Source organism: Priestia sp. YIM B13489 (genome assembly GCF_042787645.1).
Lineage (GTDB): Bacteria > Bacillota > Bacilli > Bacillales > Bacillaceae_H > Priestia > Priestia megaterium.
The window spans coordinates 1,795,825-1,818,363 of record NZ_JBHZOQ010000053.1; the positions used below are offsets into that span (position 1 = coordinate 1,795,825).

Annotated in this window: 20 protein-coding genes; 17 read left to right on the forward strand and 3 right to left on the reverse strand. The window is 37.1% G+C overall.

Annotated elements, in window-relative coordinates; genetic code table 11:
• Window positions 1-98 precede the first annotated feature (98 nt).
• The gene (locus tag ACFX4W_RS15005) at window positions 99-665 is read right to left on the reverse strand and encodes a DUF6434 domain-containing protein (protein WP_043983073.1); all 567 of its coding nucleotides are present in this window, start codon (window positions 663-665) and stop codon (window positions 99-101) included.
• A gap of 190 nt (window positions 666-855) precedes the next feature.
• On the opposite strand from ACFX4W_RS15005, the gene ACFX4W_RS15010 reads away from it, so the two are divergent.
• The 7 genes from ACFX4W_RS15010 to ACFX4W_RS15040 all read left to right on the forward strand — a co-directional run bounded on the left by ACFX4W_RS15010 (window position 856) and on the right by ACFX4W_RS15040 (window position 8,419).
• Window positions 856-1,788 carry an ADP-ribosylglycohydrolase family protein gene (locus ACFX4W_RS15010; protein ID WP_280559813.1) on the forward strand — a complete coding sequence of 311 codons (933 nt, stop codon included), beginning with the start codon at window positions 856-858 and terminating at the stop codon, window positions 1,786-1,788.
• Window positions 1,789-1,844: 56 nt separating this feature from the next.
• A complete protein-coding gene (locus ACFX4W_RS15015; protein WP_043983069.1) occupies window positions 1,845-2,327 on the forward strand; it encodes a hypothetical protein in 483 nt (160 codons plus the stop codon).
• Between the two features lie 262 nt (window positions 2,328-2,589).
• On the forward strand, window positions 2,590-2,895 hold the full coding sequence (locus tag ACFX4W_RS15020; RefSeq protein WP_043983066.1) for a PTS sugar transporter subunit IIB: 306 nt from the start codon (window positions 2,590-2,592) through the stop codon (window positions 2,893-2,895).
• An 11-nt stretch (window positions 2,896-2,906) separates the two neighbouring features.
• On the forward strand, window positions 2,907-4,253 hold the full coding sequence (celB, locus tag ACFX4W_RS15025) for a PTS cellobiose transporter subunit IIC (protein WP_377559707.1): 1,347 nt from the start codon (window positions 2,907-2,909) through the stop codon (window positions 4,251-4,253).
• 38 nt (window positions 4,254-4,291) lie between these two features.
• The gene (locus tag ACFX4W_RS15030) at window positions 4,292-5,620 is read left to right on the forward strand and encodes a 6-phospho-beta-glucosidase (protein WP_280559812.1); all 1,329 of its coding nucleotides are present in this window, start codon (window positions 4,292-4,294) and stop codon (window positions 5,618-5,620) included.
• A 98-nt stretch (window positions 5,621-5,718) separates the two neighbouring features.
• The gene (locus ACFX4W_RS15035) at window positions 5,719-6,627 is read left to right on the forward strand and encodes a phosphotransferase (protein WP_377559710.1); all 909 of its coding nucleotides are present in this window, start codon (window positions 5,719-5,721) and stop codon (window positions 6,625-6,627) included.
• Window positions 6,628-6,706: 79 nt separating this feature from the next.
• Window positions 6,707-8,419 (forward strand): TcaA NTF2-like domain-containing protein, encoded by a 1,713-nt coding sequence (locus ACFX4W_RS15040; protein WP_377559713.1) that lies wholly within the window; start codon window positions 6,707-6,709, stop codon window positions 8,417-8,419.
• A gap of 727 nt (window positions 8,420-9,146) precedes the next feature.
• Here the strand turns inward: ACFX4W_RS15040 and ACFX4W_RS15045 are convergent.
• Window positions 9,147-10,952, reverse strand: coding sequence for a GmrSD restriction endonuclease domain-containing protein (locus ACFX4W_RS15045; protein WP_367046874.1), 1,806 nt, complete (start codon window positions 10,950-10,952; stop codon window positions 9,147-9,149).
• Between the two features lie 545 nt (window positions 10,953-11,497).
• On the opposite strand from ACFX4W_RS15045, the gene ACFX4W_RS15050 reads away from it, so the two are divergent.
• The 4 genes from ACFX4W_RS15050 (at window position 11,498) to ACFX4W_RS15065 (ending at window position 15,056) form a co-directional block, all read left to right on the forward strand.
• A complete protein-coding gene (locus tag ACFX4W_RS15050; protein ID WP_377559716.1) occupies window positions 11,498-11,647 on the forward strand; it encodes a hypothetical protein in 150 nt (49 codons plus the stop codon).
• A 142-nt stretch (window positions 11,648-11,789) separates the two neighbouring features.
• Window positions 11,790-12,035: a hypothetical protein gene (locus ACFX4W_RS15055; RefSeq protein WP_377559717.1), complete on the forward strand. Its 246-nt coding sequence runs from the start codon at window positions 11,790-11,792 to the stop codon at window positions 12,033-12,035.
• Between the two features lie 111 nt (window positions 12,036-12,146).
• The gene (locus tag ACFX4W_RS15060) at window positions 12,147-13,859 is read left to right on the forward strand and encodes a DUF262 domain-containing protein (RefSeq protein ID WP_377559719.1); all 1,713 of its coding nucleotides are present in this window, start codon (window positions 12,147-12,149) and stop codon (window positions 13,857-13,859) included.
• A gap of 315 nt (window positions 13,860-14,174) precedes the next feature.
• Window positions 14,175-15,056: a phosphorothioated DNA-binding restriction endonuclease gene (locus ACFX4W_RS15065; RefSeq protein ID WP_377559721.1), complete on the forward strand. Its 882-nt coding sequence runs from the start codon at window positions 14,175-14,177 to the stop codon at window positions 15,054-15,056.
• A 238-nt stretch (window positions 15,057-15,294) separates the two neighbouring features.
• Here ACFX4W_RS15065 and ACFX4W_RS15070 read toward each other — a convergent pair whose 3' ends face one another.
• Window positions 15,295-16,254, reverse strand: a complete 960-nt coding sequence (locus tag ACFX4W_RS15070) for a patatin-like phospholipase family protein (RefSeq protein WP_377559722.1) — start codon at window positions 16,252-16,254, stop codon at window positions 15,295-15,297.
• A gap of 218 nt (window positions 16,255-16,472) precedes the next feature.
• Here ACFX4W_RS15070 and ACFX4W_RS15075 point away from each other — a divergent pair, with 218 nt between their 5' ends.
• The 6 genes from ACFX4W_RS15075 (at window position 16,473) to ACFX4W_RS15100 (ending at window position 22,525) form a co-directional block, all read left to right on the forward strand.
• On the forward strand, window positions 16,473-17,906 hold the full coding sequence (locus ACFX4W_RS15075; protein WP_377559724.1) for a histidine kinase N-terminal domain-containing protein: 1,434 nt from the start codon (window positions 16,473-16,475) through the stop codon (window positions 17,904-17,906).
• Entirely contained in the window at window positions 17,899-18,471 is a 573-nt protein-coding gene (locus ACFX4W_RS15080; protein ID WP_013058374.1) for an ANTAR domain-containing response regulator, read from the forward strand. Before ACFX4W_RS15075 ends, ACFX4W_RS15080 begins: the two co-directional genes overlap by 8 nt.
• A 214-nt stretch (window positions 18,472-18,685) precedes the next feature.
• Window positions 18,686-19,975, forward strand: coding sequence for an ethanolamine utilization protein EutH (gene eutH, locus ACFX4W_RS15085; RefSeq protein ID WP_080781589.1), 1,290 nt, complete (start codon window positions 18,686-18,688; stop codon window positions 19,973-19,975).
• 42 nt (window positions 19,976-20,017) lie between these two features.
• Window positions 20,018-20,359, forward strand: coding sequence for an ethanolamine utilization microcompartment protein EutS (gene eutS / locus ACFX4W_RS15090; protein ID WP_013058372.1), 342 nt, complete (start codon window positions 20,018-20,020; stop codon window positions 20,357-20,359).
• A 24-nt stretch (window positions 20,360-20,383) separates the two neighbouring features.
• A complete protein-coding gene (locus ACFX4W_RS15095) occupies window positions 20,384-20,881 on the forward strand; it encodes a EutP/PduV family microcompartment system protein (RefSeq protein WP_043978247.1) in 498 nt (165 codons plus the stop codon).
• A 198-nt stretch (window positions 20,882-21,079) separates the two neighbouring features.
• Window positions 21,080-22,525 (forward strand): ethanolamine ammonia-lyase reactivating factor EutA, encoded by a 1,446-nt coding sequence (locus ACFX4W_RS15100; RefSeq protein ID WP_043978249.1) that lies wholly within the window; start codon window positions 21,080-21,082, stop codon window positions 22,523-22,525.
• Window positions 22,526-22,539 lie beyond the last annotated feature (14 nt).

Here is a 22,539-nt window from a genome sequence, read left to right on the forward strand (position 1 = left end):
AACAGCACATGCGTATGTGAAGAAATCTACAGGCGTGCACAAACACCACCTTTTCTTGAGGTGGTGTTTTAATGCTCTTTATTTATGTAGAGTTTGATTTAAGAGTGGTATTGATTGCTTCCAGGCTGAAGTTTCAAATGCTTCCACGCTACAATTGCATCATCGCGGCTTTTTCCTTTGTTTTTCGGATCGTTAAAAAAATCGCGAATAAAGCGGTTGTACTCAAACTGAGGCGCAATTTCTTTTTGATAAGAAGGCTGCTTTTTTCGTTCTTCTTCTTCATGCCACGCTTTTACCACATCTCGATAGGTTTTCCCTACATTTTCTTTAAGGTAGTTTTGAATATACGTGGAAAAATGAAACGTAGGATGAATGGCTTCTTTAAAAAAAGCCCGTACTTCTTGACTGCAGCGGTGGTTTTCCCCAATGACGGTATCTAATGTTAGCGGCGCTTGTGTTTTAGAGGACGAGCGTCTTTTAGAAGGTGCTCCTGAGTGTTGAGTGTCACCGGTTGTTAAAAACACTTCAATTCTTTTTGAAAGTTCCATGTTAGATCCAGACGGGCTCATGTTGTTTTCACGGCAAAATTTCTGCAGCTCGGTTTTGAGCCAGTAAAAATCCGTGAAGTCATTGATAGATAAATTTTTTGTAAGTTCGGGTCTCATTGTTTTCACCTCCATATATTTACAAAGTAATCATAGAACGTTTGTTCTTGGTGGTCAATTGTTTTAGAGAATTATGAAGGGATGTCTTTATATTTCTTCCTATTTTATAAAGAAGAAAAAGCATCTAGGCAAGAGATCTCTTGCAAATTCCAAAATCAAACAATTACAATAAGAAAAAGGAGTTGATTGCATGACGCTACATAAAAAAGTCCTTTCTACGATTCTAGGAGGAGCTGTTGGAGACGCTTTAGGCGTTCCAGTTGAGTTTAAAAAACGCGATACATTTCGGATCACAACTATGACAGGCTACGGTACATACAACCAGCCTAAAGGAACGTGGTCAGATGATACATCTCTGACGATGTGCTTGATTGATAATCTACTAGACAAACAAGATGAATATGATTTGATGCAAAAGTTTGCGAGCTATTGGGCGAATGGCTACTGGACGCCGTACGGAGAAATGTTTGATATTGGCATTGCCACAAGCGAAGCGATTCGCCGCTATAAAAGCGGGCTTCCTAAAGAAGAGTGGGGAGGAAGTGCTGAATACGACAACGGAAACGGAGCGCTTATGCGTATTGCTCCGCTTGCGTTTACACTACGTCAGGAACCTAGCTTTATAAAAAGAAAAGAAGAAATAGAAAGAATTGCTCACGTCACGCACCGCCATGTGCGCTCTACGCTTGGCTGCATTATATACGTGGAGCTGCTTATTTGTCTTCTTGACGGCGACCAGCCTTTTGAAGCATATGAAAAAGCGGTAAATCTTTGTCAAAAGCAGTTAACAGGTACGGAGTATGAAGCAGAGTTCACTGCGTATGAACGAGTGTTAAACCTAAGCTTGCCGCACGCAGCGAGAAATGAAATCGGGTCAACTGGATACGTCGTCAGCTCGCTAGAAGCATCTCTTTGGTCTTTTCTGCAAAGCGATGACTACAAAGAAGCTGTATTTACCGCTGTGAATTTAGGAGAAGACACAGACACAATAGGCTTTATTGCAGGTACTATGGCAGGAGCATATTATCAGCTGGATGGTATTCCTGAAGAGTGGGTTTGTCAGCTTGCTAAAAAAGAAGAGTTGATAGGAGCTTGTAAGAAATTTGCAGATGCGTGTATATGAAAAAGACAATAAACAGAAGCTGTATTTCATGAAAAAGTCAGGTAAGGAGTGTTTTTTTGAAAAAGATTTTTCTTATAGCTAGTATCTTGATTATCGTATTTGTTGGAGTATATACATTTGTAAAAATGAGTGCATCGTTGGAGGCTAAAGCCGCTGGCTGTGCCAAGAACAAAAAAGTTCAGCTGATTTCTATAGGTAATAAGGGCTCTCTAGGAGATATTCAAATAGAACAAATCCGTATCAACGGAAACAAAACGTCCGAATATGCAAAAATACAAGTAAGCAATGATAAAAAAGAGTTCCTTCTTGGAGACTTTACTAGCGAAGAAACAAAAGGCTATACGTTTAAGAGCTTGCAAAGTGTGAAGCTGCAGCCGCATACAGGCCCTGACGAACAGCTAGAAAGATCGCACAAAGGAAAAGAAAGTGATCAGATATATGCGCTTTCTCTTGCAGATAATATAAGTATACAAAAAGTAACCATCTCATACCGCCACCTAGGAATCTCACATCAGGAGACAATTTCTACTGGGTTATAATAAGGGCAGATAAGCAGCTTACCTAGATGGGTGAGCTGCTTATCTTTTTTTAAGAATCTACCACAATTCAATTTGATTTACAATTCCTTCCCCTCAGAATTTAAAGAATATTCACACAATATTTTTCCTTTGGTAACGGAAAAATATTACGTTTAATTGAAAGCGTTTTCAATATATAGTGAAGGTAACAAGAAAACACCTTAGCAAGATACTTATCTCATTTATGGATGTTAATCAATCACTGATCAAGGGGGAATTGGAAATGAATATTTTACTATGCTGCGCAGCAGGGATGTCTACAAGTTTGTTAGTGACTAAAATGGAAAAAAGCGCAAAAGAAAAAGAGACAACGTGCAAAATCTGGGCAGTACCAGGAGACTCGGTTAGAAATCATATTGATGATGCAGATATTTTACTTTTAGGTCCGCAAGTGCGCTACTTGCTTCCTCAAATGAAAAAGTTAGGAGAGGAAAAAGGAATTCCAGTAGAGGTTATTAATCCGGTTCATTACGGAATGTGTAACGGAGAAGAAGTGCTAAAATCTGCTGAGCAGTTAGTTTCGAAATAGGAGGGAATCAATTGAGCAAAATGAATCGTGTACTTGAAACATATATTATGCCGCTTGCTGGCAAAGCTGCTCAGCAGCGTCATCTTCAAGCATTACGAGACGGTATGGTCCTGACGATGCCCCTTATTATTATCGGTTCACTTTTCTTAATTTTAGCCAATTTGCCTTTTCAAGCCTACACAGATTTTTTAACAGAACATCCTAAGCTAAAAGCAAGCATTTTATACCCGTACCGAGGAACGTTTGAAATTATGGCTTTAGTAGCTACATTCGGGATTGCCTATCGCTTAGCAGAATCGTATAAAGTGGATGCACTTGCTTCAGGTGCAGTGTCTTTAGCTGCTTTCTTTGTCGGGACACCTTTTGTTTCGTATACGATTGGAGAAAACGCAGATGGAACGGCTATGGTCGAAACAGCTTACCAAACGGCGATGTTCACGAGTAAAGGTCTTTTTGTGGGGATGGTCATAGCTGTTATCGCAACAGAAGTTTACCGGAAGATTATTCAAAAAAATATTGTGATTAAGCTTCCAGAAACCGTTCCACCAGCTGTCGCTCGTTCATTTTCAGCGTTAATACCAGGGTTTGGCGCTGTAATGGTTATATGGATGCTACGTTTGCTTGTAGAAAACGTCGGAGACTTCGGGAATTTACATAATGTCGTGACGGTTTTACTGCAACAGCCTTTAACTCATATTGGTACAAGCTTAGTCGGTACGATTCTGATTTTTATCTTAATTACTCTTATGTGGAGTACGGGGCTACACGGTGCGACGATTGTTGGTTCTGTCATGACGCCTGTATGGCTTACGCTAACAACGGAAAACGCAACCGCTCTTGCTTCTGGTGAGCCAGTGAAGCATATTGTAACGAATGAATTTAACGATATTGTGTTTGTAGGAGGGTCCGGCACTACGCTTTCTCTTGTGCTGGCGATGGTGCTGTTTGCGAAAAGCCAGCAAATGAAGCAGCTAGGAAGATTAAGCATCGGACCGGGCTTCTTTAATATTAACGAACCTGTTATTTTTGGAATGCCTATCGTATTAAATCCGATTATGATTATTCCGTTTATTTTAGCGCCGCTTCTATCGGTTATCATTACGTATGTATCGATGGATATCGGCCTCGTTGCAAAGCCAATAGGAATTGTCACGCCGTTTACAATGCCGCCGGTGATTAGCGGCTACTTAATTACAGGAAGCATATCAGGGGCTGTTCTGCAGCTTGTGCTAATGGTGGTATCGTTTGGCGTCTATTTTCCATTCTTTAAAATGTGGGACAAACAAAAACTTATAGAAGAAACCGGAGCTTCTATAGATTGTTCACCGGTAAAAGAAGAACAGCAAAGTGTTGGATAACGTATTTTAAAATCATTCATTATAGCGGAGGGATTGAAATGACAAAAGGAATTAAAATTGTAACCATTGGCGGAGGTTCAAGCTACACGCCGGAGCTTGTCGAAGGATTTATTAAGCGCTATGACGAGCTGCCTGTACGAGAGCTTTGGCTAGTAGATGTAGAAGAAGGAAAAGAAAAGCTAGAGATTGTTGGGAATCTGGCAAAACGAATGGTTGAAAAAGCAGGAGTGCCAATTGATATTCATCTTACGCTGGATCGAAGAAAAGCGTTAAAAGATGCCGACTTTGTCACTACACAATTTCGCGTAGGATTGTTAGACGCAAGAATGAAAGATGAACGAATTCCGTTAAAATACGGCGTGATTGGGCAAGAAACAAATGGACCGGGCGGATTATTCAAAGGGCTGCGCACAATTCCTGTGATTTTAAGTATTGTGAAAGATATAGAAGAACTATGTCCAAATGCGTGGCTTGTAAACTTTACGAATCCAGCTGGTATGGTGACAGAAGCCATTTTACGCTATAGCAATCATAAAAAAGTAGTGGGCTTATGCAACGTGCCAATCGGTATTCGCATGGGGATTGCTAAAGCACTAGAAGTAGACGAAAGCCGCGTACAGGTTAGCTTTGCCGGGTTAAATCATATGGTCTTTGGATTAGATGTCTTTTTAGACGGAGTGAGCGTGAAAGATCAAGTGATTGACGCCATGGCAGACCCGACGAATGCGATGTCTATGCGAAATATCAAAGGAGTTTCATGGGATCCTGACTTTATTAAAGGCCTAGGAGTTATTCCATGCGGCTATCACCGCTATTATTATAAAACAAACGAAATGCTGCAAGAAGAACAAAATGCAGCTGAGCTCGAAGGCACACGAGCTGAAGTAGTGCGCGCGTTAGAAAAAGACTTATTTGAGCTCTATAAAGATCCTAATCTTGCAATTAAACCCCCTCAGCTTCAAAAGCGAGGAGGGGCATACTACAGCGATGCAGCCTGCAGCTTAATTTCATCTATCTATAATGATAAAGGCGATATTCAGCCTGTAAATACCATTAACAATGGGGCAATTGCCAGCATTCCGAATGATTCTGCTGTTGAAGTGAGCTGTGTGATTACAAAAGAAGGGCCAAAGCCAATTGCAGTCGGTGATTTACCTGTAGCTGTTCGAGGACTTGTTCAGCAAATCAAATCTTTTGAACGAGTGGCGGCCGAAGCAGCCGTTACGGGAGATTACAATACCGCGCTTGTTGCAATGACAATCAATCCGTTAGTCCCATCTGATACTATTGCCAAGCAGCTCTTGGACGAAATGCTAGACGCGCATAAATCTCATTTACCGCAGTTTTTTAACTCGGTGAAAGTCTAATACGTATAGTGAAAAAACCTTTGACAACGAGTCAGAGGTTTTTTCATTTTTATAGTATACTTTACATACAAAATCAACATCAAAGAAAGGTGATCACAGTGCCAAATACATGGGATGCAGAACAAATTGTATCAGCACCGCTTGCCAAAACGCTAACCGAGACGCAGTTTCCAGAACTTGCGCCCGCTAAAATTTCGCTGCTTGGCTACGGCTTTGACAATACGGTTTATCAAGTAAACGACCGCTTTGTTTTCAGGTTTCCAAGACGAGAACTCGCAGTAGGACTATTAAAAACAGAAAATCAGCTTTTACCAAGCCTTGCTTCTCAGCTGCCGCTATCCATTGCAGAGCCCATTTTTTTCGGTAAGCCGAATGCAGGCTATCCTTGGCCTTTTACGGGCTATCACTACGTGCAAGGAACTCCGCCTGCAAGATTAACAGAAGAAGAGCGCATACAATCTGCTTCTGTACTGGCAAGATTTCTTCGCACACTGCATCACTATCCTCATTTAAAAGCCCAAGAGCTCGGTGTGCCGTTTGATGAGCTGAATCGACTTGATATGATGAAGCGAAAGCCGGCGTTAGAAAAGTATGTTAAGCAAATGAAAGAGCGTAACCTTTATTCTAACCAAGGGGTTCTTGAAGACTATGTAAATGACATACAAGAAATTCACTATCAAGAAAAAAACGTACTTGTTCACGGAGATCTTCATATTAAAAACATGATTGTTGATCAAAACAATATGGTCTCAGGCATCATTGACTGGGGAGATGTTCATATTGGTCATCCGGCAGTTGACCTAGCGATTGCCTACAGCTTTTTACCTCCTAAAGGAAGAGTACGTTTTTTTAAAGAATACGGAAAAGTAGACGAAGAAACGCACAGACTGGCAAAATGGAAAGCTGTATTTACAACTGTAGTCTTAGTGGCAAACAGCTACGATCAAGGAGACAAACAAACACTAGAAGCGGCTCTTGAAAGCTTGAACCTGATTTTTCAAGAGTAATAAAACTGTAATAGAATTTTTGTTAAATTCCTGTATAGTTAAAAAAGGATAAAAATAAAAACAACAGGTGAAGCAAACAATGAATACAAGCCACTGGAATGAATCAGCAGCGCAGCTGCTAGAAGCATGGATACAGCTATATAAAGAAAAAACATCTCTTATTGGAGAAACGGAATCTTTAAACATGCTAAAAGAAGAAGTAGAGGGGATGGATAAAGAAAAATTTCTCTCCATAGTAGAACGTCATCTGCAGAAAGTGTATGACGAACTGGAAAAAGAACGTACAGAGTACAACATGAACAACAGTGAATATACAATGGTGACGTTTCTTTCAAGCGACTATCCCGAGTACATAAAAAAGCGTCAAAGCAATACGAGACAGATTGAACAATTAATAAGCATACATAGGAATGTGACAGAGCTTTTCGGAAAAGAACTTTTTTCTGAAGCGGATATGATAGTGTTTAGAAACGACTTTTTTCAACTAACAGAAAAACATGCTAACACGTCATCGTTAAAAGAAATGAAGGAAAACTGGAATACGTATTTGTCAGCGTTCGTTGACTTTCAAAAAAAGCATGAACATGTAAAACAAGCGATAGCCACAGTACTCGAAGAAGACAAGAGTTTAAAGCAAGAATGGCATCAGCTAAGCAAAAATAAAGTAGTGACCAAACAAAAAACGACCGCCTTTCGCACAAAGCAGCATGAACTAAATGAAAGTATTCGAAAAGCCACGACTGCACAAAAACAGTTACTCGAACTTCACTGGCCTGATGTTCGCAGTCAGTTTGATGCCTTGCAAGAAAAAATGAGTAAGAGTCTTTCTACTGTGCTGAAAGAAACGCAACGCAGTATGGAAGTCATTAGCCAAAACGATGCAAATGAACAGGCCAAGTTAAAGCAATCACTTAACGACCTAAATACAGTCCACAAAGTCGACGTTCATCAAACGTGGTTAGCGGCTTTTATTAAAAAATCACGACCATTTTTTAACGAACTGAGTGAAGATATAAAGGATAATCGGTGTCGAGAACTGTGGAACCGAATTTACGGCATGTACAAAGGAATAGCAGTAAACGAGTTTATTGTTACATACGAAGAATTTTTAGCACTTCAGCCGCTTGGCAGTGTAAAAAGCACGGGAATACCACAGCCAATAGTTCGGTTAAAGGTAGATATAAAACCTGTTACGCTGCCATCCTACGCAGACTTTCCCGTGCTCAAAAAGCAGCAATCATCACGGCGCACTTTTCCTATTTTAGTAGTAGGCGCTATCGTCCTTGTCTTATTACTGACGATTGTATATATGAATCGTGCTAATCAAACGGTAAAAACAAGCTCAAACATAAAAGCTACGGCCAGCACGAAGTCGTTAAAAAATGAACAGCCTAAGCCAGATGCTGTAAGAAAAACGGATCTTGAAAACTTTTTTATCTCTTATAAGGCCGCTTACTTTTCAAGCTTAAACAGCGGAGACTTTAGTGGGATGGCACCTTATATCGATTCGGGTCAGCCAGTGTATAAGCAGTTAAAAAGCTATATCACATCCTTAGCCGGAAAAAACGTATCGTTTGCTAACGATCAATTTTTAGTGACAAAAACAGAGTCACATGATGACCGAACCTACAGCATTTATACAAACGAAGTGTACACATTCACCGACTCATACGACGCGAGCACGCAGTTTAAAAAAGAACGAATTTATCATGTGAAAGTCGCTGGCAAGGACAAACTTCAAATTACTAAAATTGATACGTTAACAGATGAGCAGAAGCCGGTGGAAGAGTGAAGGGTTTCTGAGAGGTTATGAATAACCGTTAGTTCCTTTTGGAGCTAGCGGTTGTTGTGGTTGAGATGACCGCTACGCTGCCAGAGAGGTAGTCATAAAAGCAGGGTTTAATTATGAAAATATAAGAGAAGATAGGTATCAATCCTCTCGTTATGGGTTAATTTTTGAAAAAATATTAGATGAATTACTAAAGGAAATTGGAATACATTATAAAAAATATTCACATAAACAATGGAATCCAGACTATTTATCAAATAATAACGTATGAACGCAAAATTTTGCCAATGTGGATCATTTTGAAGTGAAGCTATTAAAGGGTATAAAGAGCATTGTTCATTGCTAGTTATTATTTCTATGCGAGGCAGAAGTGGTGAGGTAGTTGATATTATTATAGATTCCAGTATAAGACTACCCAGGGTTCATTATTATGTAAAGCAACTTTCTAAACATAGGCAGAGTTATTATACACAAAAAATTTAATGAAATTGAACAAGTATTGACTTAACTTGAAGGTTAGAAATAGAAAAATTTCTGTCAAAAGACTCTGTATGTATATATGAAAAAGTAAAAATTAGCAGAGAAACACTAGGCTGATTGGTTCTTTACAGTTTCCGATTGATAAATAATAGATAATTGGGGACTATAATAGTCCCCAATAAAATAATTGAGTGCAAACTAATATTGACGGATATTTAGAGTAAAGGAAAGGGGTTTCATTATAAGAAATTTAATTTGTCTCTCCATCTTGATTAGTAAAGATAAGGTCATTATTGAGCTGAAGACTTTCTATTTTCTTTCCAATTGCCTTTGATATCAATGAAAGTAAGCTCTCCTTTCTCTTACTAAAGAATAAAGAGAAATCATTACTTTTTAAGGTAGCAGGATCTATTAAATGTGAATAAAGGATTTTATTCATTCTGTCTTCAGTAATACGTGTGCTTTTTTGGAGCTTTTCTAAGTATATACTAGGCGCATTGCCTCCAATAATTCGATTTGTTTTATAACTTAAGGGTGATTTATTGATTATAGAATTGTAATCACTCTCAGCTATTTCATTGTCATTGCAATATTTAACTGGGAAGATATGATGAATATCTATATTTTCATCATAAAAAGTCGACAATCCAATAGTATCTCCCGTACGAAAATCCATACATCCTTCGTGCATGAGAAGCGCGTAAACACCTTTGTAAGCTGCACTATTTCTAGTACGTAAAGTATGGAGGCGGTTAGGAGAAAAATTACAGTCTTTAACTGTAGTCGGCTCATCTTTACCTTCTATCCAACTTAATACTTCAGGCAAATCTTTAGCAAACCTAGTTTCGTTAGCTGATCCGTACAGTTCTCCAAATACTCCGCACCAGTACCATTGTGAGATATATTGTTTTATAGTATCTTGTTCAGCCTCATCTCCTAAAGCTGAAAATATTGCTGCAAGTGGAATCAGTTGAGTTCTATAGGGAATATCTTTTGCCTTATAAAAATTTTGACTCATTAAAAACTTTGATGCGGTAATGAAGCCGTTTGAGATCATTTCGGCATATTTTTTATAATTAGACAGAGATAGTCTTAGAATATCCCTTCTCTTACAGCTCACGCCTTTTGTGTTATCTTGTTTATGTGCTTCATATGTACTGAGTAATGTGATCGCAGCTAAATAATCATCGTTTTGTAAATTACCAAGCTGAGGGTGATTTTTAAACTTTCTTTTTTGAGAAAACCAATCGTTTCTTAGGTCAAAGTCCTCTGCAGCATAAGTAGCAGTTAGTAGTTCAAAAACAGTAAGTGTTACACCACCTGTGTTTACTTTTTCAAAAACTAGACATACAGCTTCCTTTTTTGTTTCCTTTTTTAAAGTAATGACTGGGAACTGATATTGTTGAAACCTCTGAATAATTTCACTGTTTATCTTTCCCCATGTGTCCCATTTTTCAGCTTGAGATATAGTGTCTTGCGTCATAAATGTGTTTTGCCATTCCCAGATACCATTATTAAATATATAAGGTAAATATAGTAAACCTGCTTTACATTGTAATTCTAGAGTTGAATAATCGGCAGTCACTTCACCCCTGAAATTACGTAATTTTAAATCCTCGGGTAGGGAAATGATAGCGTCCTCTCGGTCTGAATCGTTTTTTATTGCTTCAAATACATTTATAAAGTAATGACGCTTAATCTCTTTCTTTCTAATGTCATGGGTTAAAACAGGGTTTTCTGAAAGAAGAGACTGAAATAAAGATGTAAGACGTTGCTGTCCATCTAAAATGAGCTTTTCAGGTTCTGTTGGGACATCTGTCACGCCTTCTACTGGTCTGGGTTTAAAGCGTGTACTATCGTTTCCTGTTTCTAGAAGAAGTATAGAACCAATTGGGAAAGCTAATGAAACGCTTGCTAACAAGTTTTTAATTCTGTCATCATCCCACACCCAACCGCGTTGAAAGTCGGGTAGCTGTGTTTTTCCTATCTTTATGTCTTTAAGTAAATCTAAAAGTCCCATCTTTGTAGAATCAAACGTACTAATTGCTGTTGTCACAAAATTCACTCCTTCATCAATAATTTCTCTCAATTAGATTGCTATTACTTACTGTATAAAAATTCCTATGAAATAACTAATGATTAACATTATTGTGGATATAGGAAAAAATGTAATTTTTTAAACAATCTAACCATCTTTTTTTCATAACCCTTCCTTAAATAATCTAAACATAGAAGGCTATATATTAATTTAAATATGTAAAGATACATTCTTATATAGTAAAATTATATTTCAAGTACAAGGGTGAACTGTGTTTTATGATAAATAAAAACAATTAATAACAACAAATGTATAAGATAAGGGTTAATTCATTTATAACAATAACGATAAATTAAGAAATAGGAGCAAGTTATAAAACTCCTAAGACTTTTATTGGAAGGTATAATATTTATTATGGTAGGTTCGTTAATATATAGTTTTGTCTCCTTAAAAGAGGAATTTGTTCTATATTCTACTGATTCTAGATATTTAAATATTCAGAGCGTGTCTACTAAATCAAAATCCGCCTTTATTTTTCAGACTAAAGCCCTGAGTTTTAAAATATGGAAAAAATTAAATTAACTAATTTAGAACCCGTAGTTATGATAGATGGGGATGAAAATTCTACAATTGGTAAGAAGGACTTGAAGGTAATCTCTAAAGATGATTTTTCTATTGATTTTCCTGAATCTGTAACTATAACTATTGATTAGAATCTAAAAAATATGAAGTTAACTAAAAAGTCTGATGAGACACATCTGATTGAACTTAATAATAATCAAAATAATATTAAATATATGAACTCAAACATTCCAGTAATATTATAAAAAATAATAACAAAAGGCAGGAATTTAAATGCAAGAAGGCAAAACCACTAAAACCATTGAAGTACCACTACGTATTTTTAAAAATAAAGTAGGTCAAATCACCATGAGAGTTGGTTCTACCGATGCTAGGTTAACAAGTGTAAGTGATAACCCTGATAGTGTACGATATCACCGTACATTATTTGATATTTTAAAAAGTGAACTTGAACGTGCAGGTAAATGGGAAAGTATTGAACTGATAGATGAAGAAAAAGATAAAGATGTAGAAGTGTAGGGCATTATAAACACATACCTCTAGTCAATATCCCCTCATGTTCAAGTTGTTTGTATTATAATAATTTTAGGTATATTGACATTCTATATAATTAATATTTTGGAGGATAACATGACAACAGTAATTGACACAAAAATTGAAGCAAAAGAAATTTTATTTAAGGATTTATTTGGTTCTAAGTTTGCTTTTCAAATTCCAGGGTATCAACGTCAATATTCATGGGAAAAAGACCAGCTTGATCAGCTGTTTGATGATATTCGAGAAGCAATGGAAGATGGAGAAAATAGTTACTTTCTAGGGAGTGTAATTTTACAAGTAATCTCTCAAAAAAGTGATGATAGCGGCCTTTATGACGTTGTAGATGGACAGCAGCGCTTAACAACCTTAACAATTTTATTAGCTGTAATGCGAGATTTAATTACATCTCCAAAAGCTAAAACTACACTTCAATCAAAAATTTATCAAGAAGCTGATATTTTTGAAGATAAACCTGAAACCTTTCGTTTAAAAGTAAGAGACCGGGATTTTGCGTATTTTAAAAAACATATTCTAGAAGAAGGCGGCACATCACAGCCGGGATCCTCATTTGTCACAGAGTCACAAGAAAGAATGAGCAAGGCTATTCAGCGGTTCAAAGATAAATTTAAAGATGAAGCTACAGGTTTAGTGGATGAAGAGTTATTAAACAAAATGGTTGTTTTTGTTTTAAATAATTGTATGTTTGTCTATGTGAAAACTGGTACGTTTACATCTGCTTTTCGCTTATTTTCTGTATTAAATGATCGGGGTATGCCGTTAAGTAATGCCGATTTATTGAAAAGCATGAACTTGGAGGCGGTAAATGATACAGAGCGCCATTACTACCAAAATGTTTGGGAAACAATGGAGGAAGAACTAGGTCGTGAAGAATTGGAGAAACTTCTTGGTTTTATTCGACTAATTTACGTAAAAGAAAAAGCTAAGAAAACGATTCAAGAAGAGTATAATGAAAAAGTATTCAAACAGAATTCTGATTTTAAAGGAAAGAATTTTATTGAATATGTAAAAGAATTTGCTGAGATTTATCGTGAAAAAGTATTAAATGCAGAGCTGGCTAGTAGAGATACAGATGTAAAAGCAAAGTATTATGGTTTGCTAACGTTAATGCGAGACTTCATTCCTGGATCTGATTGGATTCCTGTATTCATTCATTTTGTTCAAAAATTTAATGATAATGAGCAAGTATATCCATTTCTACAATTGCTAGAAAAGAAATTTGTGACTAGCTGGGTTAAAGGGTTATCACCTACTGCACGTGTTACGGAAACAGTTAAGATGATTCAATCAATTGATATGGCTTTATCAGTAGAAGAAGTTATAACATCTGATATTTTTAACACAGAAAACAGTCTTTCTGATTTTACATATAATATTAATGTACAAGATTTTTATCGGAAAAAATTTGCAAAATATTTATTGCTACGCTTAGATATGAGCTTAAGTGAAAATGCTACAATTAAAAAGGCTTATAGCGGAGTAATCAGCGTTGAACACATCTTGCCTCAGAATCCTCCGAAAGAAAGCGCTTGGGAAGGTGCTTTCGCTCAAGAAGATCGAAAAATTTGGACTCATAAATTAGGTAACTTAGTTTTATTGAGTAGGAAGAAAAATTCATCTGCGAATAACAAAGATTTTCAATTTAAGTTGGATAAATATTTTTCAAATGGTATCACCGACTTTGAACTAACTAAAGAGTTAAAACCTATATCAGAATGGACTATTTCAGAGTGTGAGAAGCGTCATGAGGTACTGGTTAATCGATTAATGAAAATCTATTTTGTATAAATAGCTAAGTGTTTAACGGAAAAGGCTCACAATTGTGAGTCTTTTTTACCGTTGATTGAAAGGTTAGTAGGTAAAAAAGAACTCTAAGTTTTTACTTTGTCGAGTTTACTACAAATAAAACTAAGTAGAGAGTGCAGGTTAGATGTATTTCAAATTTTTATGAGGAAACCGCATCTGGTCTTCTAAAAAGTTTAATATATTCAATTTATATATTATATTGAAGTTAGCAATATAGCATTATTTAACGTGTTATAAAAAGTAGTGTCGAATGGACTTGTTTCATTCAAATGATAGAGTTAGGAGCTGAAAATAAACATGAACAGAGAAGAAGTACTTCAAAAAATAAAGAACTTAAACATCTGGAAAAAAAGAGATCAAAGAGCTCCGCACAAACCATTACTAATACTGTATGCTTTAGGTCAGATGCAAGCAAAGCAGCAAATGCACCTGCCATATAGCGAGGTGGAAATTCCTTTAAAAGAGCTGCTTATGGAGTTTGGACCTTCTCGGAGTTCCTATCATCCGGAGCATCCTTTTGTTCGTTTGACAGGAGATGGAATATGGGAGCTAAATGAAGATGTTGATAAGCGTAGCTTTACGGATAAATATTTGATGAGTACAAATATAGTAGGCGGTTTTAGACAGGATGTTTATAACCTTTTTGCAAATGATCCTACGCTGCTTCAAGATGCAGCGCAATTTTTATTAAATGAGCATTTTCCGGATACGATCCATGAAGATATATTAAGAGCCGTAGGCTTGGATTTTGAAACACAGTTAAAGAGAAAAAGAGATCCAAAGTTTCGAGAGAAAATTCTTCAAGCTTACGGATATAGCTGCGCTGTTTGTGGGTTTAACGTTCGTCTTGGGCATAATTTAGTTGGCGTGGAGGCTGCTCATATTAAGTGGCATCAAGCGGGAGGACCAGATATTGAAAGCAACGGCATCGCGTTATGTTCGATGCATCACAAATTATTTGATCGGGGAGTTTTTACTTTTTCAGATCATAATGAGCTGTTAGTGGCCACCCAAGCACATGGAACAAATGGATTTGAAGAGTGGCTTATGAAGTTTCACGGACAAAAGCTTAGAGATCCGATTCATCCGGCATACCAGCCGAGTGAAGATTTTCTTGGATGGCATGTTAGAGAGGTGTTTAGAGGTCCTGCTCGATATCAAGCAAGTGATATAAACTGATTTTTGTAAATGATAGTTTGGTATGTTTATACAGAGAAAGTAATTTACATATATTGGTGTCATTTAAAATATAGTAAAGAACATATAAACGGAGGAAGAACGATGTTACGAAAAAGCGGTACCAAACGGATACTCACGAATTAGAATAAACGAGCAGGAGTATAAGGGTTTATCTAAAAGAGGAATTTGTGTTTATAAAACAACAAATTCCCTATTTCAATACTCTTCTCAAAAAACATTAACACTTCCAGTTTTTTTCAATGAAATGAAATACAGGCCGTAAATTCGTTTTATTAGCAATTGAAATGAGAGCGGGCACTACAGAAGGATCTGTTTTAGAGAAATTAGGAATCCGCGGATTTAACCGGAAAAACTGATCGCCTAAAAGCTCAGAGCTGACCATTGACTCGTAGTAGCTTGATCCACCGGAGATAATCTGAAGAAACGGCAGCAACGGTTCATTAGGAGACCGGTCTAAAAGGACTCCCCAATTTGGCGGCAGGTCCTCTATATCTTCAGGGCGTATGTTATCGGCACTCACCATTCCCCATCCCTTTGTATCTCTTCTTAATTGAGTTGGCTGTTCACCTGTTCCAATGGATAATACGGCAATTTGATCCAACGGCTGTTTTGCTTTCCCTACTGCAAACGCGATACTAGCTGTACTTGCGTTAGTTGCCACTGTATAACCATCTACGTAGTTTTGATAAGCTCTTTGCGTTGCGGGGGCAGCGCTGCTCCTAAGTATTACGTCACTTGCTTTTTCATTAAGATAGGGAGAGCCAGGAAAATTATGAAATAACACAGGATTCCAACGATTCAGCTCCGGTGAAAATAAGTGGAATGCAGGCACAACAATTCGTTTCTTTAAGTCTCTAAGGCGAAGGTCCCGGGGGAAAAATGTTCGTATGGCTTTAATAAAGCCAGAATAGGGTAGTTGCTGGTTAAAGACAGGTCCGCCCGGTCGGGAAACGCTGAACGCCGGTAAGATGTGATCTTTGAAAAACTGAAACGTCTCTTCTGGTGATCTTCCGCTTGCTAATGCAAGAGCAGTAAATGAACCAATCGAATTTCCTGAAAAAACATCGGTTTCACTAATTAACTTTGGGTTTTGATAAGCCAATCTATTCAAAAGCTGTAAACTTAAAGCACCTAAAGTACCGCCTCCATCAAAGGTCATAATCCGATATTTTGTCAAAGGTGATTTCTCCTTTCGAATCTCATGAGAGGTATTATTCTGTATATGTTTATTTGATGTGTTGGATAAGTATGAGTAATCGCTTTTATCAGTTCTTCAGGAAGCTTATAGGATACGAGTTTAGTATTAGGAGAGGCTTATGTCTTTTAGTTTTGTCTTAACTTTTTACTTATCTTAAAATAAGTTTAGACTTCATAAAATTCCATTTTTTTNTACATATGACTCATACCTTATCCTTAAATTCTTTATGCAGGCTTCATACAAATCTAGCAGAAGTCGATATTCAAAAGATTGATGAAGTTGCTAAAAATTTGCCGCTTATTGCTGATTTAAACCGAGCAAATGTGTTTATCGATTGTTTAACAAAAGAAGGACAGCATGCAGTTGTAGTGGCAGAAGCTGCACCAGAAACTGCACCGTCAGTTTATGAACGTCCAGTCGCAGGGAAATTTGTGTACGAAGCGTTTGAACCAGCAGTATTTTACACGCTGCGAAATGGAAAACCGATGTCTTTAAATCGTGCCTTAACACAAGAAGGAAAAACGGTAGAACAAAGTGTGGTTCCTATTAAAGGATTTAATAATCGTGTAATTGCTACATTGATTATGGAGAAAGATATCAGTGAAGTAGTTGAACGTCAAGAAAAAATGAAAACGTTATCAAATACAAATGATACGTTAAGCGAAATTTTAATGGAGATAACAGAAAATGCTTCGCTTATTCCAGAGTTTATTGGAGAGGCACTTTTCTTTATTGATCCTAATTTAAACATTCTATATTTTAATTCTGCTGCTTTTAATTTGGTTTCTGAAGTCTGTTCCTCAGAATGTAAGACAGGCAATCAAATCATCGAATATTTTCCTTGTTTAGAAGAGTTATTTTATCATCCAGAAAAGTTGTTTATGCATGAAGTGACCATCTTAAATAAGGTATTTCAAGTCAAAAAAGTTAGTTTAAAACAAGAAAATCCAACGAATGGCGCTTTTATTACATTTCGAGATATGACTGAACTTAGAGAGCGAGAAAGAGAACTTGTTGTCAAATCAGTTATGATTCAAGAAATTCATCATCGCGTCAAAAATAATTTACAGACTATTGCGATTTTATTAAGGCTTCAGATGAGAAGGGGCCTTCCTGAAGAAAGCAAGGCTCATTTTGTCGAGAGTCTTAACCGGATTCTAAGTATCGCTTCTGTGTACGAGATTATTCTTTCCAACTCTAGTGTAGACAATGTAGATATTCTTAGTTTGATTGAGAAAATTGGTAATATGCTAGTGTATAGCTCTACGGATGAAAATAAAAATATTTCAATTGAATATTCGGGCACTCAGCTTTTTACAGAGTCGGATAAAGCTGTCTCCATAGCATTAATTATTAATGAGCTCATTCAAAACTGTATGAAACACGCGTTTAAGGGAAGAGAAGAAGGTAAGGTTCACGTTTCTTTTCAACAGAATAACTGCGAGATAGAGGTTACAATTAAAGATAATGGTATTGGGTACTCAAAAGAAGCCAAACCATCTTTAGGATTAGATATAGTTACCATGATGGTCACTCACGATTTATCTGGTCAATTTTCGATTGAGAGAACTGCAAATGGCACCATGGCATCAGCTAGGTTCCCATTAGAAAGAGGCGGACACCGTGACTAAACGAATTATGATTGTTGAAGATGAGTCAATTGTACGACTAGATTTATCAATGATGCTCTCTGATAATGGTTATGAAATAGTAGGAGAAGCTGGAGATGGAGAAAAAGCGGTTGAATTAGCTTTTGCACTAAAGCCAGATCTGATTATTATGGATATAAAAATGCCTAAGTTAAATGGACTGAAAGCAAGTGAAATTATTTCAAATAAATATAATATTCCTATTCTGCTGTTGACAGCATACAGCCAGAGGGAGTTTATTGATAAAGCAAAAAAAGCGAATATAGTAGGCTATTTAGTAAAACCGATAGCTGAATCAAATTTAATTCCAGCAGTTGAAATCGCTCTACAGCAAGCAGAAAATGCAAAAATGTATGAGCAAAAAGTTCAGGAAATGAATAATGAACTGAAGAAACGAAAAATTGTTGAAAAAGCAAAAGGAATTTTAATGGATAAATATAATTTAACAGAAGATCGTGCTTTCAAAAAAATGCGGACGATTAGCATGAAAAAGCAGGTTACACTAGAGAAGTTAGCAAAACACATCATTGAGAAATATGGAACTTAACCTCACTGTACAAGTAAATAGTTTGAGCAAAGGTGCTTAGTGGTTTTAAGTGATAAAAAACCACCTGGCACCTTTTTGTCTTTTTTAAGGGAACAATTTTAAACTTTCTCTAGTAGCAAAGCTCTTAACAGGTTACTTCATACGCTTTAAATAGATAGAAATAGTTAAACTATTATCTATTTAAATAAAAATTATCATATAGGGGGAATTGGGTGTGGTTATCATTGGGAAAATCGTGATTTATATTATCATGACTTGTGCAGTGTGTGGGGCTATTGCTGCGATTAGAAACAGTGATGAAGGGTTAGGAAAGCAATTTATGGAGGGCTTGCATTCTATTGGGTACATTTTTATACCAGCAGCTGGTATCATGGCTGCAACTCCATATCTTTCGTGGTTTATTAGTACGGTATGCGGTCCTTTTTTCTCAGCTATTGGGGCAGATCCTGCTATCGCTGCAACCTCTATCTTAGCAACGGATATGGGAGGATATCAATTAGCACACGTATTAAAAGAGTCGTATGAAGGATGGGTCATGGCCATGATAGTAGGATTTATGGCCGGAGCAACCATTGTATTCTCAATTCCAGTAGGACTGGCCATGCTTGATAAACGCGACCACAAATATATGGCGCTCGGCGTCATGTCAGGTGTGTTAACGATCCCAATTGGGGCTTTTATTTCAAGTGTTTTAATTATGGTAACCAACTCTGATGTGCGTAAAATTATTTCAACTACAAGTGATTCAACATACGAATTTACGATAAGTTATTTGAAAATTATTTTGAACTTATCTCCACTTTTATTATTTGTTGTGCTATTAGCGGTAGGACTATATTTCTTGCCAGATTTAATGATTAAAGGATTTATGTGGTTTGGGCGTATTATGGATGCCGGAATTAAGCTAGTTCTTGTTTTCTCCATTGTTGAAATTTTTACGGGCCTATTCTCTCATTTATTTGGAAGCTGGGGATTTCATCCGATCATGGCTGATAAAACGGATCAATTCCGTGCGCTAGAAACAGCAGGTTATATTGGCATCATGCTTGCTGGTGCATTTCCAATGGTTTATTTGCTTCAAAAATATGCAGGAAAGCCGCTTGAAGCTGTAGGGAAAAAACTCGGACTAAGTAAAGAAGGAAGTGCAGGTATTTTAGCTACAATTGCTAATATTTTAGCGATGTTTAAGCTTATTCGCAGTATGCCTCCAAAAGACAAAGTTATTAATATTTCGTTTGCGGTTTGCTCGGCATTCTTATTAGGAGATCATTTGTCTTTTACAGCCAATTTCCAGCCGACATTAATTCTTCCAGTTATTATCGGGAAGTTCTCTGCAGGTGTAATAGGCATTGGTTTAGCATATTGGCTATCTGTTCCAAAAGCCTTGGAGCTAGAAAAGAAGGATCGCGAAGCAGGCATTATTGGAAAAGACGAGTACTTAAGTTCAGCAGCTGAAGAAAATGAAAAGGTAGAAGAAAAAAGCAGTAAGACACAAGTGATGTAAGCATTGTATAGAATTTGTACGATAAGGGAGAGGTAATTTTTTATGAGTGAAGAAAAAAAGCGTTTTATTCAAGAGTTTGTGCCGGGAAAACAAATTACATTAAGCCATTTAATTGCAAATCCAGATCCGGATATGTTTGAAAAATTGGGTATACAGCAAGAAGGAGCTCTAGGCATTCTAACATTAACTCCAAGTGAGACGGTTATCATTGCAGGTGATTTGGCTACAAAAGCTGCACATGTTCAATTAGGTTTTTTAGATCGTTTTACAGGAAGTCTTGTTATTGTGGGGAGCGTTTCAGAAGTAGACATGGCAATGAGAGAAATCAATCGTTTTCTCTCCGAAACATTAGGTTACACACCTTCAATTATTACAAAATCTTAATTGTATAGTAGGGAGGGGAGAGTTATGCATAAAAAAAACAGAGCCATGCTTATTGGTTCAATTGGTGCAGGCAAATCGACATTAACAAATGCTCTGCTTGGAAAGCCGGTCGAAGCAGTTAAAACCCAAGCATTAATCTATTATGATTGGATCGTTGATACACCTGGAGAATATGTTGAAAATCCTTTTTTTTATAAAAATATTATGGCAACCGCTCTTGAAGTTACACATGTGTTATATTTGCAGGACGCCACAAAGAAAAAGACAGTCTTTCCACCTAATTTTAGTACAGGCATTAATAAGTTAGCTATTGGGGTCATTACAAAAAGTGATGCGGAAGATGCTGATGTGAGCTTAGCTATTAAAAAAGCAAGGCAAGTAGTTGTAAATGGTCCTATTGTTGTTACTTCTTCCCGCAACAAAGAAGGGCTTGAAGAGGTTCGAGCTTTGGTACAGTGTCAGTCTTTACAAGAGATGAAACAGTATACTGATAACTGGAAATCGAAATATATTATTTTTTAATGAAAACCTTTACATTTTGTAAAAAATCAGTTATATTCTAAATATACAAAAAAAACACGGGCAAAGGCGCCTTATACAGCTATCTTTCAGGAGATAGTTCGTATGAGGTGCCTTTTTTATTTGACTAAAACACGACTAATTAGCAATCAGTAATGACTAAAACCTTTTGCTGATTGAAGGTTGATGAGGTGGAGGGATATGAAACAATACGAACCGCTAAAAGAGGAGATTATCAGCGCAGGAATTGATATAGGAACAAGCACAACCAAAATTGTGTTAAGCCAATTTTCTCTGATGAATATGGCAGGAGGAACACACTTGCCGCGTATTGAGATTATTGATAAAGAAATTATTCATCGCAGCCCAATTTATCGAACACCACTTCTCACATCAACAACAATCGATATTGAAGCAATAGAGAAGCTTGTTAGAAATGAGTATGATAAAGCAAACGTTGGTTCTGAAGATATTAAAACAGGTGCCGTGATTATTACAGGTGAAACAGCAACTAAGCAAAATGCCGAGGAAATGATTCACCATCTATCAAATCATGCGGGGGAGTTTTTAGTTGCAACTGCGGGTCCTGATTTAGAGGGAATTATTGCAGCAAAAGGATCAGGAGCTTATCAATATTCTAAAAAAGTGAGCAAAACTATTGCCAATATAGATATTGGCGGGGGAACCGCTAATGTAGCAGTCTATCGAATGGGAAGGCTGTGTGGAACCTGCACACTGCATATAGGAGGCAGGCTGATAGAGTTTTCGGAAGATAAAATCAGCAGCATTTCGCCACCGGTTAGAAATCTATTAAGAGGGTGGAATAGTACTCTTGTAAAAGGTGACGTACTGGTGGAAGAAGAGATAAAGAATATAACAAATTATATGGCCGATGTGATTAGTAGAATGCTAACACGTACCATGACAGCAGAAGACAAGGTACTGCTTTTAGGTCATGAACCAAATTGGAAAGAAGAAATTGATGTCATTATGTTTTCTGGTGGAATCAGTGAGTGCCTCTATCAATATGAGTCTAAAGATTTTGAACAAGCTCCTTACCACGACATAGGAATGATGCTTGCGGACTCTTTAAGAGATAGTCAGAGTTTGAAGAGATGGTCATGGATTAAGCCTGATGAAACCGTTCGCGCAACCGTTCTTGGTGCTGGTACACAAACGACTGAAATCAGTGGAGCTACGATTCAAGTGGAAAGCAAAGATTTACCTGTACGAAATATACCCGTTTATCAAATTTCGTTTAAGGATGGGTTTCAAAAAAGTGTTCATCACTTAAAGGATGCTGTAAAAGATGCAATTGAGATACATGACCCGCAGCAGGAGGGGCAAAATTTTGCCTTGTACTTATCTGGGCTTCCGTACGTAGGATTTCGAGATATTCAGCAATTAGCAAAAGGTCTGCTAGAAGCGGTGAAACAAAAAAACAAAAGAGATCAGCCGCTGATTATTGTTCTTGAGAGCGATCATGCCAAGGTATTGGGTCAAACGCTTGTTGCTCAAGATTCGTCGCAAAGCATTATTTGTATTGATCAAATTAAGGTGGAACACGGTGACTACTTAGATATTGGCCAATTGCTGCAAACAAGTGTGGTACCGGTAGTAGTCAAAACCCTTACGTTCCATTCATAAGAAAGGGGGCTTCA